Source organism: Mesorhizobium sp. B2-4-18, from assembly GCF_006441385.1.
In the GTDB taxonomy this organism is placed as follows: Bacteria; Pseudomonadota; Alphaproteobacteria; order Rhizobiales; family Rhizobiaceae; genus Mesorhizobium; species Mesorhizobium australicum.
On sequence record NZ_VFUW01000004.1, the window covers coordinates 52,072 to 65,793 of the forward strand.

Below are 13,722 nucleotides of genomic sequence, written 5' to 3' on the forward strand. Positions count from 1 at the left end.
CACGGCCATGACTTTGGCACTGCCAATCGCGTCGTTCGGCGGCTACGATAGAGCATGGCTCTTTTCGAACTGACGCTTATCCTCCTGTTGATTGCAGTCGCGCTGACGGCGCTGTCGCGGCGGCTGCAAGTTCCCTATCCGTCGCTGCTGGCGCTGGCGGGCGCGGGCATCGCCTTCCTGCCCGGCATGCCGACCATCGACATCGACCCCGAACTGGCGCTGGCCTTGTTCATCGCGCCGGTGCTGCTCGACGCCGCCTATGACACCTCGTTGCGCGACCTCAATCGCAACCGGCTGCCGCTCGCCCTGTTGGCCTTGGGGGCGGTCGTTTTCACCACCGCAGCGGTTGCGCTGCTCGGCTGGAAGATGGCAGGCCTGCCGATCGCCGCGGCCGTCGCCCTTGGCGCCATCGTAGCGCCGCCCGATGCCGTCGCGGCGTCGGCCGTGCTCGGACAATTCAAGGTGCCGCACCGCATCACCACCATCCTGCAAGGCGAGAGCCTGCTCAACGATGCAACCGCGCTGCTGATCTACCGTATCGCTGTCGCCGCCGCCCTCGGTCCGTTCCTGTTGAGTAGCGCCGCGCCCATGGTCGCCTTGTCGACCGTTGGAAGCCTGGTGGCCGGCTATGTACTCGGCCGGCTGTCGCTTGCCACGCTGAGCCGCATCGAGGACGCCGCCAGCGGTACCGTGGTGCAGTTCGCCGGTACGTTCGGTGTCTGGATCCTGGCGGACAGGTTGGGTCTGTCGGCGATCATCACCATCGTCGTCTACGCCATGACCATCGCGCGGACCGCGCCACGCCGAATGTCGGCGAGAAAGCGTGTCAGTTCCTATTCGGTCTGGGAGACGGCGGTGTTCGTGCTCAACGTGCTGGCCTTCGTGCTGATGGGTCTGCAGGCTCGGTCGATCGTCGGACGGCTCGCCGGTACGGGAGAGCTCGACGCGTTCATCTTTGCCGCGGCAGTGCTGGCGGTCGTCATCGTCTCGCGCCTGATCTGGGTGCTGGGCTGCGGTGCAATCATCAGGTGGTTTGCCCGCTTTGGCGGCGCCGAGCATCAGCCGGATACGCCGTCCTTTCGCGGCGGCGTGCTCATCGGCTGGTGCGGCATGCGCGGACTGGTAACGCTTGCCGCGGCATTCGCCTTGCCGGTCGAATTTCCTGCTCGCGACCCGATCGTGCTCGCCGCCTTCACGGTCGTGCTCGGCACCCTGGTGCTGCAAGGAATGAGCCTGAAGCCGCTGCTGCGCATCCTGAAACTGGATCCCGACGAAACGGTCGACCGGGAGGTCGCGAAGGCGCGCGTCGTGGTCATGCAGGCTGCCCTCGATGTATTGAGCGGCAAGACCTCGAGCGCCGCAGCCGCGGTGCGTGAGCAATATGCCGCGCAGCGCAAGATCGCCAAAAATCCCGAGGACGCCCAGGCCGCGACCGAATATGACAGGCTGCGTCTCTATGCCATCAAAAGCCAGCGCGATGCCCTGGAGGAGCTACGCCGCAACGGCACCATCGGCGACGAAGCCTATCACCGTCTGGAGGAAGAGATCGACTGGACGGAACTTGCGGCATCGCCGGCAGGCCGGTTCCAGCCGCTGACCACCGACTAGCAGATACCGCCTCTCGGCCGCTGCCCTGCTGGCCCAAGCCCCGTCCGTCCTCCTGCACATTGCAAGCGATCGGCCGAACCGTTACTGCCAACACCGAAAAGTGAGCCGGATAAGCAATGAAGCTGGTCAGCTACAACATCCAGTACGGATTCGGCAGCGACGGGCGCTACGATCTTTCGCGTGCGGCACGCCTTGTCGCCGGCGCCGACATCATCGCCTTGCAGGAGGTCGAGCGGCACTGGCAGCGCAGCGATTTCGACGACCAGCCGGAGCGGCTTTCCCAATTGCTGCCTGGGTACCACTGGGTCTACGGCCCAGCCTTCGACATGGATGGCAGCGAGCTGCGTGACGGCCGCCTGGTCAATCGCCGCCGACAGTTCGGCACCATGGTTTTGTCGAAGCTGCCGATCGTCTGGTCGCGACTGCACGCGCTGCCGATGCGCCGCACGCTGCGGCCGCTCAACACCCGCAACGCCGCCCTCGAATGCATGATCCGCACGCCGGCCGGGCCGGTCAGGGTGCTGTCGCTGCATCTCGCGCACATCGCGGCGGAAGAGCGGCTGGAGCAGATTGACTATCTCACGGCCGAGCACCGCCGGGCACCATCGGAAGGCGGACCGTGGAGCGGCGCGGACGACGAACCTTCGCGTAACTGGACACATGGGGAAGTCGAGCCGGAAAATCCGCTGGCGACGATCTGGATGGGCGATTTCAACATGGAACCCGGCAGCGCCGAATATCGCCGCATTGTCGGCAGCACGCCCTATCATCGGGGTGCTGCCTATCTCGACGGCTTCGTCGATGCCGCTTCTGTCGCCAGCGAGCCGGTGGCGGATTTCCATACGCATGAGAAGATCATCGACGGCAGGCTGGCAAAGCGCCGGCTTGACCATTGCTTCGTCGGCGGCATGTTGGCCGGGCGTGTGCGTTCGGTTGGATCAGACATGGGCGAGGTGGCTTCCGACCACTTCCCGGTCCGGGTCGACATCGATCTCGAGACGCCCTTCGGCTTGGGAGGTCGATGAGCTCCCCATGACGCTTTTCGTCTTCTTCGCGGTGCTTGCCGCGGCCGCCATGCACGCGATCTGGAACGCACTGGTCAAGGTGCATCTCGACCGCTTCCTGTCGATCACGCTGATGACGCTCGGCATGGGCACTGCTGCCCTCGTCGTGCTGCCCTTCGTCGAGGTGCCGAAGGCGGAGGTCTGGCCCTACATCATCGCATCGGTGATCTTCCACATTGGTTATCGCACCTTCCTGATCGGCGCCTACCAGGCCGGCGATTTCGCCCAGACCTATCCGCTGGCGCGTGGCACGGCACCCCTGCTGGCCGCGATTGGTGGCATGTTCGTCGTCGCCGAAGTGCCGGCGCCGCTTGCCATCCTTGGCATCCTGCTGTTGTCGACAGGCACGCTGGTGATGTCGTTTCGCGGTGGCGCGCATCTGGAGAAGCTGAACCTGCGCGCGGTCGGCTATGCGCTGGGCACGTCGATCTTCATCGCCAGCTACACGCTGTCCGACGGCAGCGGCGCGCGGCTGGCGACAACGGCGCAGAGCTATGCCGCCTGGCTGTTCATCTGCGATGCATTTGGCGCGCTGCTGCTGTGCCTCATTTTCCGAGGGCCCAAGGCGCTTCCCGTTCTGGCGCGCGACTGGAAGGCGGGACTGTTCACCGGGGTGCTTTCCGGCGCCGCCTACTGGATCGTCATGTGGGCGATGACCAAGGCGCCGATCGCCTCGGTGGCGTCGCTGCGCGAGACCTCGATCCTGTTTGCCATGATGATCTCGGTCTACGCCCTCGGCGAGAAGATGACAGGCTGGCGCGGCGCCGCCGCGCTCAGCATTGTTGCAGGCGTCATCGCGTTGAGGATGGGTTGACCTCTCAGCCGAGCACCGTCATTACCTGGCCGCGCCGCTCCGGACTGAAGCGGATGACGACGATGATGCAGACGGCAACCACGCCCGCAAAAAGCGCCAGCGCATAGCCATAGCTGCCGCCGGGGGCTTCCGCGATCCCGGCCTGATATGGACCGCCATAGGAAGCGGCGAGATTGCCGGCCTGGTAGATAAAGCCGGGCAAGGTGGCGCGCACCGCACCCGGCGAAAGCTCGTTGAGATGGACCGGGATGACGCCCCAGGCGCCCTGCACCGCGACCTGCATGACGAAGGCGCCGATGGCCAGCATGAACGGCGTTGAACTGTAGGCCCATAGCGGGATCGCCGGCAGGGCGATGATGCAGGCCAGGGTGATGGCGTTGACGCGGCCGATCTTCTCGGACAGCGCGCCGAATGCCAAGCCGCCGACGATGGCGCCGATGTTGGCAACGATGGTGATCCAGCTCACCGTATGTGGATCGAAGCCATGCTGCTTCTTCAAAAAGGTCGGGTAGAGATCCTGCGTGCCATGGCTGAAGAAGTTGAAGAACATCATCAGCACGACAGCATAGAGCGCGACGCCCCAGTGCTTCTGCAAGGTCTCCAGCATCCCCGGTCGAGCGGTTTTCTGTGCCTCGACGAAGGCAGGAGATTCCGGCACATGCGAGCGGATGAACAGGACGACCAGCGCCGGGACGAAGGAGAGCAGGAACATGGCGCGCCAGCCGATCGTGTAGCCGCCGATCGTCTGCTGGTAGAGCAGGCCATAGACCACCGCCGCCAGCAGGTAGCCGGCCGGATAGCCGCATTGCAGGATGCCCGAGACGATGCCGCGGGCGCTCGGCGGGACGGATTCCATGGCGAGTGAACTGCCGAGGCCCCATTCGCCGCCCATGGCGATGCCGAACAGCGCGCGCAGCGCCAGGAAGATGCCGAGATTGGGCGAGAAGGCGGCGAGCGCCCCGATCACCGAATAGCTGACGATATTGAGCATGAGAATGGGCTTGCGCCCGTATTTGTCGGCTAGCATGCCAAAGAAGAACGCGCCGATGAAGCGCGTGGCCAAGGTCAGGAACAGTGCCTTTGAGACTGCCGGGACATCCGTCTGGAATTCAGTCGCAATATCGGTGAGCAGGAATGTCAGAAGGAAGAAATCGAAAGCATCGAGCGTCCAGCCCAGGAATGAGGCCAGGACGGTTTTCTTCTGCTCTGTAGTGAGGTTCAAGGCGTCCTCCTTTTGCATCCCCAAAGGAACGATATGTCGCCCTGTCGGCAAAAGAGAACAGCGATCAGCCGGCTTTCGAAAGGCCGGCGGTCACTTTTTCGTAAGATCGAGATCGAAGACCATCAATCCGTCCGTGCCGCCTTCGAGAGCCGCGACCAGGCGAGCGCCGGCACGCTGATGCGCTTCATGCACGAGATAGGCGTCGCGCGCCGCGGCATCGCGGAAATCGATGGTGAAGCCATGGGTGAACCCGCGCGCGAAAGGCTCTGGGCTGACATTGGTGCTGAACTGGACGGTGTCCATGCCTTCGACCACCTGTCGCAACGCCTCGAGGCCGGCGTGGATGGCCGTGCGCTCGGTCGACGACACATCGCTACGAAATCTGGCGAAAACGCAGTGCCTGATCATTTTACCACTCCCTAAGCAGCACGATTGCCGGAAAACACCGCCGGCGGCAGCGGCTCGCGGCCGAGGATCAGGTCGGCACCCTTTTCGCCGACCATGATCGTCGGCGCATTGGTGTTGGAGGAAGGCACGCGCGGCATCACAGACGCGTCGCAGACGCGCAGCCCCTCGATGCCGCGCAGTCTCAGGTCCGGCGTCACCACCGCCATCTCATCATGGCCCATGCGGCAGGTGCCGACAGGATGGTGATCGGTCTTGGAGGTGCGGCAGGCATAGTCGATCAGCTCATCGTCGCTGGCGAGCGACGGGCCGGGCAGCACCTCGCGCAGCACGTAAGGGGCAAGCGCCTTCTGCCGCATGATCTCGCGCGCCAGCCGCAGCCCTCTCAGCGACATGTCGCGGTCATAGGGATCGGACCAGTAGTTGGGGTCGATCAGCGGGTGGTCGGCGGGATCAGCGCTTTTCAGCCGCACCGTGCCGCGCGAGCGCGGGCGCAGGAAGGCCGAGTTCAAGGTGACGCCCGGGTTTTTCAGCTTCTCGACGCCAGCCTCGATGCCGGAGCCGAGGCCCAGATGGAACTGGATGTCCGGCGAGGCGGCGGTCGGGTCGGCGTACCAGAAGCCGCCGGTCTCGAACAGGCTGGACGCCACCGGCCCCTTCTTCAACAGCAGATATTGCAGGCCAGCCCAGGCCGTGCGGTGCAGCTTGGCGTAATTGTCGTAGGTGTGGTCGCCGGTGCATTCGGCGATGACGAACAGGTCGAGATGGTCCTGCATGTTGGAGCCGACGCCGGGCAGGTCATGCACGGGCGTGACGCCGACCGATTTCAGATGGTCGGCCGGGCCGATGCCCGACTGCATCAAAAGCTTAGGCGAACCGATGGCGCCGGACGAGACGATCACCTCGCGGTCGGCGCGCAGGATTTTTGTCTCGCCGCCCGGCCTGTCGACCACCTCGACGCCGATGGCGCGGCCGTTCTCGACGACGATGCGGGTGACCAGTACGTCTGTCCTGACGGTGAGGTTCTTGCGAGCGCGGATCGGCCTGAGATAGGCGACCGAGGCGGAGGAGCGCCGGGCATCCTTCTGGGTCAACTGGTAATAGCCGACGCCTTCTTGGGCAGCGCCGTTGAAGTCCGGATTGAAGGGAATGCCCATCTCCTGGCCGGCGCGGAAATAGGCTTCGCAGATCGGCAGCGGCGCAATCGGGTTCGAAACGCCGAGCGGGCCCTGGTCGCCGTGGAAATCGTTGGCGTAGCGCTGGTTGTTTTCGGCCCGTTTGAAATAGGGCAGCACGTCGCGGTAGCCCCAGCCGGCCAGCCCTTCCTCCTTCTCCCAGGCGTCGTAGTCGCGCGCATTACCGCGCGTGTAGATCTGGGCGTTGATTGAGGAGCCGCCGCCGACCACCTTGGCCTGCGTGTACCAGAAGACGCGGTCGTTCATGTTTCTCTGCGGCACCGTCGACCAGCCCCAGGACGCAATGCCCTTGGTCATCTTGGCAAAGCCCGCCGGCATGTGGATATAGGGATGCCAATCATTGCCACCGGCTTCGAGCAGCAGCACGGAGTTGGAGGGATCCTCGCTCAGCCGGTTGGCCAGCACGCAGCCGGCAGGGCCGGCGCCCACGATGATGTAGTCGGTCATTGTCTCATCCACTCACAGCCGAGGCACGGAAAGCGCGCCGTCGACATTGATGATCGAACCGGTCGAAAAGCCCAGTCTCCCGGCAGCGAGCGCGGCCACCATGGCGCCGATGTCGGAAACTTCGCCCCAGCGTTTCGCCGGCACCAGGCCGCTGTCTATCAAAGCGTCGTATTTGGCGGTCACGCCCGCCGTCATGTCGGTGCGGATAATGCCCGGCCGCAGCTCGAACACGCCGATGTTTTCCGGGGCGAGCCTGAGCGCCAGATTCTTCACCCACATCGAAAGCCCTGCCTTCGATATGCAATATTCGGAGCGTTCCGGCGAGGCCATCTCGGCGCTGACCGAGGTGATGGTGATGATCGATTTCGCTTCATCGCTGGGCTGGCGGAGCATCGCCTTGGCGACCGCCTGGCTGAGAAAGACGGTGCCCCGCAGGTTGACGCCGATCGCGCGGTCGAAATTGTCGGGTTTGAGGTCGAGCAGGTCGCCCCGCACCACGGCGCCGACGCCGGCATTGTTGACCAGGCAATCGATGCGGCCGAAGGCGCGCATGGCGGTTTCGACCAAGGCGGCGTGGCTGGAAAGATCGGCGATGTCGCAGCTGACATAGGCGAATTTGGCGCCGCGTTTGGCGACGTCTTGCGCAAGCTCGTCAGCGGGTTTCGCGGCAACATCGGCGACAAGGATGTCAAAGCCGGCATCAGCGAGTGCCTGAGCGCAGGCAAGACCAATTCCGCGCGCGCCGCCGGTGACGATGGCTGCGGGGCGGGTCATCGGATACTCATCCTTATGTCAGCGCCGCCCCTCATCGCCCTGCCGGGCACTTCTCCCCGTATAGTGACGGGGAGAAGGACGCTGTTATCGCCTGCTTCACCATGCGCCAGCATTGCAGAAAAAGCGCCGAGATTGCGGCCAGCGTGCTTCTCCCCGTTTACGGGGAGAAGGTGCCGGCAGGCGGATGAGGGGCGGCGCTGACCGATCATGCGGCGAGGTCCGTTTTGCGAATGTGTTCGGCGACACGCAGCGCCTGGGCGGCGATCGACAGCGCCGGGTTCACGGCGGCCGAGTTCGGCAGAAAACCGGCGTCGACGACGAACAGGTTCCGGTGATCGAAGGCGCGGCACAACGGATCGAGCGGCGACGTCGCCGGATCCTCTCCGATTTTCACCGTGCCGCACTGGTGCGAGGGCGTGCGTTTGTCGAAAGGGCGCGACAGCACCAGGGGATAACCGCAGGCGCGAAAATTCTCGCGCATCACCTTGGTCAGCCCGTCGAGCGACTGCATGTTGGAGCGCCGCCATTGCATGACGATGTCCTTGCCGTCGGCCATGATGCGGCTTTCGGGATCTGGCAGGTCCTCGCACATCAGGTACCAGTCGACCGCATGGCCGGCCATGAAATCGAGCGCGAATTTCGGCACTCGTTTCACATTGGCCTTGAGCATGTTGCCGTCGATCTTGCCGAGAAGCTGGACATTGCCGAGCGGTTTGCCGCCCTTGCCGTCGGAGAGGTAATAATCGTTGAGCATCAGCGTCTTCTGGTAGACGGCATCGTTCCGGCGGCGCGGATCGATCGCCAGCATGGCGCTCGAATTGTGGTTCATGAAGTTGCGGCCGACCTGGTCGGAGCGGTTGGCCAGGCCCTTGCCGCCCCCCTTGCCATTGCTGGGTGAGGGCGAGCGCAGCAGGATGACCGCTGAATTGACCGCGCCGGCCGACAGGATGACCAGTTTTGGCGACAGCTTTTTCAGCTCGCGGTTCTGGCGGTAATGAACCGCTGATACGGTTTTACCGTCCGGAGCAGTCTCGAGATATTCGACATGGGCGCCGGTTTCGAGCTTGATGTTAGGATCGTTCAGTGCCGCCGCCAGCGGTGCGGTCTGGGCGTCCATCTTTCCCTGGCCAGTGTTCGGAAAAGCGTCCCAGCCGGTCCTGCCTTCCCTGAGCCAGGTGTCGATATCGACGCCGAGCGGCAGCGAGGCCGGATGCAGGCCCAGCCCCTTGAGTTCGGCGCGGGCACGGGCGATCGGCGCCTCGTCGGGCACGGGCTTGTAGGCGTAGGGGATCGAGTGGAACGGCTCGGTCGGGTCCTCGCCAAGCGTGCCGCGGACGCGGAACAGTTGCTCAGCCTTGGAGTACCAAGGCTCGAATTCGTCATAGGAAAACGGCCAGGCCGGAGAGACGCCGCCGAAGTGCTCCATGGCGGAGAAATCCTCTTTGCGATAGCGGATCAGCACCGCGCCGAAGAATTTCGAATTGCCGCCTACATAGTAGTAATTGCCCGGGTTGAATGCGGCGCCACCGGCCTCACGCCACATCTCCTTCGGCCGGTAGTGGCCATCAACGAAAATCGAGCGCGTGTCGCGTGCATGCGGCGTTGCCGGCAGCGGCTCGCCGCGTTCCAGCATCAGGATCGAGGCGCCGCTGCCGGCTAAGCCGGAGGCGATCGTGGCGCCGCCGATGCCGGAGCCGATGATGACGATATCCGGGTTTGTCATGGCCTAAAGCGCGCCGCTTTTGAATGGACACATGCGACGCGCTTTAGGTCTATTGTCTTGATGCATGTCGTTGCCCCAAAACCGGACCCACTTTTGGGCGACGCACATCAGCGGATACGGCTCTCGGTCGCCGGATCGAAGAACACCGCCTTGGTCAGGTTGAAGGCGAGCGGCGTGTTGGTGCCGGGCTGGATGTTGGCATCTGCGCGCAGCCGCGCCACCACGCCTTTACCGCCGAGGTTGGTGACGGCGAAGGTATCGGAACCGGCCGGCTCCACAACCTCGATATGGCAATCGGCGGTGGCGATTTGCGAGGCGTTGCGCTCGGCGCCTTCCGGATCGGTGAGCGCCTCCGGACGAACGCCGAAGATGACCGGCTTGCCCTTGAACGCCGACAATCCGGCGGGGGCATTGGCCATCGGCAGAGTGATCGGCTGGCGTGCCTCGCGATCGAGCACGACGGCCAGGTCGCCGCCATTGCCGTCGATGGTCGCCGGGATCAGGTTCATCGCCGGCGAACCCATGAAGTCGGCGACGAAGACATTGCTGGGGTTGTTGTAGATCTCGGCCGGCGTGCCGAATTGCTGCACCTCGCCATCGCGCATGACGGCGATCTTGGTCGCCAGCGTCATCGCCTCGATCTGGTCGTGGGTGACATAGACGATGGTTGTGCCGGTGGTGGCATGCAGGCGCTTGATCTCGATGCGCATGTCGACGCGCAGCTTGGCGTCGAGATTGGACAGCGGCTCGTCGAACAGGAACAGCTTGGGGTCGCGCACCAGCGCCCGGCCCATGGCGACGCGCTGGCGCTGGCCGCCCGAAAGCTGGCTCGGCTTGCGGTTCAGCAGATGGCCGATCTGCAGCACCTTGGCCACCTTGTCGATCGCCTTCTGGCGTTCGTCGGCCGGCACGCCGCGCATCTCCATGCCGAAGGAGATGTTCCCGGCGACCGTCATGTTCGGGTAGAGCGCGTAGCTCTGGAATACCATGGCGATGTCGCGCTTGGACGGGTGCAGATCTGTGATGGTGCGGCCATCGACGCGGATATCGCCAGAGGTGATCGTCTCCAGTCCGGCGATGGTGTTGAGCAAGGTGGACTTGCCGCAGCCGGAAGGACCGACCAGCACCAGGAAGCCGCCCTTTTCCAGTTCGAGATTGATCCCCTTCAGGATCTCGACCTGGCCGAAACGCTTCCTCAGACCATCAATTTCCAGAAAAGCCATTGGGTTATCCTTTGACCGCGCCCGCCATCAGGCCACGCACGAAGTAGCGGCCGGCGAGCACGTAGACGAGAAGGGTGGGCAGTGCCGCGATCATCGCGGCCGCCATGTTGACGTTGTATTCGACGACGCCTGTCGAGGTGTTGACGACGTTGTTGAGCGCCACCGTCATTGGCATGGCGTCGCCGGTGCCGGCATAGGCGGAGGCGAACAGGAAGTCGTTCCAGATGTTCGTGAACTGGTAAATGACGGTGACGACGAAGATCGGCATCGAATTCGGCAGCATGATGCGCCGAAAGATCTGGAAGAAAGAGGCGCCGTCGACCTGCGCGGCCTTGACCAGTTCGGTCGGGAACGCCTCGTAATAGTTGCGGAAGAACAGCGTGGTGAAGCCGATGCCGTAGACGACGTGGACGAACACCAGGTTCACCGTCGGGTTGCCGAGGCCGAAGCTGGTTCCGACCGTGTTCTGCAGCGTCACGCCGAACCGTCCGAGACTGCCCAGGATCGTCGCCATCGGCAACAGTACCGACTGGAACGGGATGAAGCAGGCAAACAGCATCAACCCGAATACCAGGGTCGCGCCGCGAAAACGCCATTTGGTCAGCACGTAGCCATTGAGCGCGCCGAGCATGGTTGAGATCAGCACGGCCGGAACCACCATCTTGATGGAGTTCCAGAAATAGCCCTTGATGCCGGCGCAGGTGAGGCCGACGCAGGTCTCGCCCCAGGCCTTCAGCCAGGGATCGAAGGTCGGCGCCTTTGGCAGCGCCAGCATGTTGCCGTTCTGGATCTCGTCCATGGTCTTGAACGAGGTCACCAGCATGACGAACAGCGGCATCAGGTAGAACAGCGCGAACAGCGCCAGAAGCCCGTAGATGACGATGCGGTTGACGATCTTGACGTTCATGCCGCCGCTGGCCTGGCGGGCGGGAGTGGTCACGGCGCTCATCGCGACTTCTCCCTGAGTTCCGAATAGAGATAGGGCACGATGATGGCGACGATGGTCATCAGCATGATCACGGCGCTGGCCGAGCCGACGGCCATTTCGTTGCGCTTGAAGGTGTATTCATACATGAAGTTGGACGGCAACCAGGCCGAGCCGCCGGGGCCGCCGCTGGTCAGTGCCACGACCAGGTCGTAGGATTTGATGGCTAGGTGCGCGAGCACGATGAAGGCCGACAGGAAGATCGGCCGCAAGAGCGGAATGACGATGCGGCGATAGAGCTGGAAGGTGGTGGCGCCGTCGATCTGCGCCGCCTTCATGATCTCGCCGTCAATACCGCGCAGGCCGGCCAGGAACATCGCCATGATGAAGCCGGAGGCCTGCCAGACGCCGGCGATGACCACGGTGTAGATGACGAAATCCTTGTTCTTGATCCAGTCGAAATGGAAGCTCGTCCAGCCCCATTGATGCAGCGTCTGTTCGAGACCTAGGCCGGGGTCGAGGAACCATTTCCAGGCAACGCCGGTGACGATGAAGGAGAGCGCCATCGGATAGAGGTAGATGGGGCGCAAAACGCCTTCGCCGCGAATCTTCTGATCGAGCAGGATGGCCAGGAACAGGCCGAGCGCCAGGCAGATCAAGATGTAGAGAAAGCCGAAAATGCCCATATTGGTGATCGACGTGTACCAGCTCGATGGCGGGTCGGTGTCGAAGGTCCAGCCCCACAATCGCTGATAGGCGCGTGCGCCTGTTATGGCATAGGACGGGAAGGTCTTGGAGTTGGTGAAGGACAGATAGATCGTCCACAGGATGAAGCCGTAGACGAAGACGATGGTGATGGCGAAGCTCGGCGCCAGCACGATCTTGGGCAAGGCATCCTGCAGGCGCGAGCGCACCGAGGTGCGCGACCGCTCCGGCGTCAGCTTGATCTGGGTTGTCGCTACACTGCTCATGGGGTTCCTCCCGTCGGCATCCGGCCGATCGGCCTCACGGACCGGAAACCTTCCCCGCCGGAGCGGGGAAGGTGTTTGTGGCCGGCGCTTACTTGGCGTCGTCGATCGCCTTGACCAGTTCGGTCACGGCTTCGTCCGAGGTCTTGATCTGACCGTGGACAAACTTCGAGATGACGTCCTTGTAGGCATTGGCGACAGCCGGAGGCGCGCCATAGCCCTGGGCCAGCGAGCCGAACAGCGTGCCGCCTTCATTGGCCTTCTTCAGGTCGGCGATACCCTTCTTGCCGCAAGCGTCGAAGTCGGTGTCAGGCACGTCGGTGCGGGCCGGAACCGAACCCTTGACGACGTTGAAGGCCGACTGGAAGCTCTTCGCCAAGGTGGCGGTGGCCAGAGCGATCTGGGCGGCCTTGCGGTCGTCCGGAACGTTGAACATGCCGAACATGTCGGAGTTGTAGATCACCGAGCCGTCGGTGCCCGGGAAGCGATAGCAGAGGAAGTCCGTACCCGGTGTCTTGTTGGCGGCGTGGAACTCGCCCTTGGCCCAGTCGCCCATGACCTGCACCAGCGCATCGCCCTTGATGACCATCGCGGTGGCCAAGTTCCAGTCGCGGCCAGAGAAGTTCGGGTCGACATAGGTGACGAGCTTGGCCAGATTGTCGAACGACTTCTTCATCGTGTCGGACTTGAGCGACGCGTCGTCGAGGTCGTTCATCGCCTTCTTGTAGAACTCAGGTCCGCCGGTCGACAGCACGACGGAATCGAACATGGTCGCTTCCTGCCAGTTCTGGCCACCAAGCGCGAGCGGGGTGACCCCAGCCGCCTTGGCCTTGTCGAGCAGGGCGATGAAATCGTCGAAGGTCTTAGGCTCGGTGCCGCCGATCTTGTCCATCACCGCCTTGTTGATCCACAGCCAGTTGACGGAGTGGACGTTGACCGGAGCGGCAACCCACTTGCCGTCATAGACGGAGAACTTCTGCAGCGCGGCCGGAACCGACTTGTCCCAGCCTTCCTTCTTCGCCGTCTCTGTGAGGTCGCCCATCACGCCGGCAGCGGCATAGTCGAGCACGGTGTAGCCGAGCATCTGCGAGGCGGTCGGATAGTTGCCGGCCGCGACCATCGCCTTCAGCGCGGTCATGGCGGCATCGCCGCCGCCGCCGGCCACGGGAACGTCCTTCCAGGCATAGCCTTCCTTGGCCAGATCGCCCTTGAGCACGTTGAGAGCAGCCGCTTCGCCGCCCGACGTCCACCAATGCAGCATCTGCACTTCCTTGACGTCCTCGGCATGGGCCGCGAAAGCCAGGCCCGAAGCGAGCGCCGTTCCGATAAGCAGTTTGCGCAACATGTACTTCC

12 protein-coding genes are annotated in these 13,722 nt (G+C 63.6%); 3 read left to right on the plus strand and 9 right to left on the minus strand.

The features are described from left to right. Positions 1–54 precede the first annotated feature (54 nt). The 3 genes from FJ527_RS10945 to FJ527_RS10955 all read left to right on the plus strand — a co-directional run bounded on the left by FJ527_RS10945 (position 55) and on the right by FJ527_RS10955 (position 3,486). The gene (locus tag FJ527_RS10945) at positions 55–1,608 is read left to right on the plus strand and encodes a sodium:proton antiporter (protein ID WP_140823102.1); all 1,554 of its coding nucleotides are present in this window, start codon (positions 55–57) and stop codon (positions 1,606–1,608) included. Between the two features lie 116 nt (positions 1,609–1,724). Then, positions 1,725–2,633 (plus strand): endonuclease/exonuclease/phosphatase family protein, encoded by a 909-nt coding sequence (locus FJ527_RS10950; RefSeq protein ID WP_140823103.1) that lies wholly within the window; start codon positions 1,725–1,727, stop codon positions 2,631–2,633. 7 nt (positions 2,634–2,640) lie between these two features. Continuing rightward, positions 2,641–3,486, plus strand: a complete 846-nt coding sequence (locus FJ527_RS10955; protein WP_140823104.1) for an EamA family transporter — start codon at positions 2,641–2,643, stop codon at positions 3,484–3,486. 4 nt (positions 3,487–3,490) lie between these two features. Here the strand turns inward: FJ527_RS10955 and FJ527_RS10960 are convergent, their stop codons facing one another. The 9 genes from FJ527_RS10960 to FJ527_RS11000 all read right to left on the minus strand — a co-directional run bounded on the left by FJ527_RS10960 (position 3,491) and on the right by FJ527_RS11000 (position 13,714). Then, on the minus strand, positions 3,491–4,708 hold the full coding sequence (locus tag FJ527_RS10960) for an MFS transporter (protein ID WP_015315816.1): 1,218 nt from the start codon (positions 4,706–4,708) through the stop codon (positions 3,491–3,493). A gap of 90 nt (positions 4,709–4,798) precedes the next feature. Then, complete coding sequence (locus tag FJ527_RS10965) at positions 4,799–5,116, minus strand: Dabb family protein (protein ID WP_140793310.1); 318 nt, start codon at positions 5,114–5,116, stop codon at positions 4,799–4,801. An 11-nt stretch (positions 5,117–5,127) separates the two neighbouring features. Then, positions 5,128–6,756: a choline dehydrogenase gene (locus FJ527_RS10970; RefSeq protein ID WP_140823106.1), complete on the minus strand. Its 1,629-nt coding sequence runs from the start codon at positions 6,754–6,756 to the stop codon at positions 5,128–5,130. 12 nt (positions 6,757–6,768) lie between these two features. Next, positions 6,769–7,530 (minus strand): 3-ketoacyl-ACP reductase, encoded by a 762-nt coding sequence (locus FJ527_RS10975; RefSeq protein ID WP_015315819.1) that lies wholly within the window; start codon positions 7,528–7,530, stop codon positions 6,769–6,771. A 205-nt stretch (positions 7,531–7,735) separates the two neighbouring features. Beyond that, on the minus strand, positions 7,736–9,253 hold the full coding sequence (locus FJ527_RS10980; protein WP_140823107.1) for a GMC family oxidoreductase: 1,518 nt from the start codon (positions 9,251–9,253) through the stop codon (positions 7,736–7,738). A gap of 107 nt (positions 9,254–9,360) precedes the next feature. Then, entirely contained in the window at positions 9,361–10,476 is a 1,116-nt protein-coding gene (locus tag FJ527_RS10985) for an ABC transporter ATP-binding protein (protein ID WP_023781265.1), read from the minus strand. Positions 10,477–10,480: 4 nt separating this feature from the next. Beyond that, the gene (locus FJ527_RS10990; protein ID WP_140823108.1) at positions 10,481–11,425 is read right to left on the minus strand and encodes a carbohydrate ABC transporter permease; all 945 of its coding nucleotides are present in this window, start codon (positions 11,423–11,425) and stop codon (positions 10,481–10,483) included. Further along, positions 11,422–12,372 carry a sugar ABC transporter permease gene (locus FJ527_RS10995; RefSeq protein WP_015315823.1) on the minus strand — a complete coding sequence of 317 codons (951 nt, stop codon included), beginning with the start codon at positions 12,370–12,372 and terminating at the stop codon, positions 11,422–11,424. The genes FJ527_RS10990 and FJ527_RS10995 overlap by 4 nt, the downstream gene beginning before the upstream one ends. A gap of 88 nt (positions 12,373–12,460) precedes the next feature. Next, entirely contained in the window at positions 12,461–13,714 is a 1,254-nt protein-coding gene (locus FJ527_RS11000) for an ABC transporter substrate-binding protein (protein WP_140823109.1), read from the minus strand. Between the last annotated feature and the right edge of the window lie 8 nt (positions 13,715–13,722).

What these genes read in the sequence shown, in the direction of transcription:
- FJ527_RS10945 (WP_140823102.1), top strand. Translation starts at nt 55, where the DNA reads ATGGCTCTTTTCGAACTGACGCTTATCCTCCTGTTGATTGCAGTCGCG.
- FJ527_RS10950 (WP_140823103.1), top strand. Translation starts at nt 1,725, where the DNA reads ATGAAGCTGGTCAGCTACAACATCCAGTACGGATTCGGCAGCGACGGG.
- FJ527_RS10955 (WP_140823104.1), top strand. Translation starts at nt 2,641, where the DNA reads ATGACGCTTTTCGTCTTCTTCGCGGTGCTTGCCGCGGCCGCCATGCAC.
- FJ527_RS10965 (WP_140793310.1), bottom strand. Translation starts at nt 5,116, where the DNA reads ATGATCAGGCACTGCGTTTTCGCCAGATTTCGTAGCGATGTGTCGTCG.
- FJ527_RS10970 (WP_140823106.1), bottom strand. Translation starts at nt 6,756, where the DNA reads ATGACCGACTACATCATCGTGGGCGCCGGCCCTGCCGGCTGCGTGCTG.
- FJ527_RS10975 (WP_015315819.1), bottom strand. Translation starts at nt 7,530, where the DNA reads ATGACCCGCCCCGCAGCCATCGTCACCGGCGGCGCGCGCGGAATTGGT.
- FJ527_RS10980 (WP_140823107.1), bottom strand. Translation starts at nt 9,253, where the DNA reads ATGACAAACCCGGATATCGTCATCATCGGCTCCGGCATCGGCGGCGCC.
- FJ527_RS10985 (WP_023781265.1), bottom strand. Translation starts at nt 10,476, where the DNA reads ATGGCTTTTCTGGAAATTGATGGTCTGAGGAAGCGTTTCGGCCAGGTC.
- FJ527_RS10990 (WP_140823108.1), bottom strand. Translation starts at nt 11,425, where the DNA reads ATGAGCGCCGTGACCACTCCCGCCCGCCAGGCCAGCGGCGGCATGAAC.
- FJ527_RS10995 (WP_015315823.1), bottom strand. Translation starts at nt 12,372, where the DNA reads ATGAGCAGTGTAGCGACAACCCAGATCAAGCTGACGCCGGAGCGGTCG.
- FJ527_RS11000 (WP_140823109.1), bottom strand. Translation starts at nt 13,714, where the DNA reads ATGTTGCGCAAACTGCTTATCGGAACGGCGCTCGCTTCGGGCCTGGCT.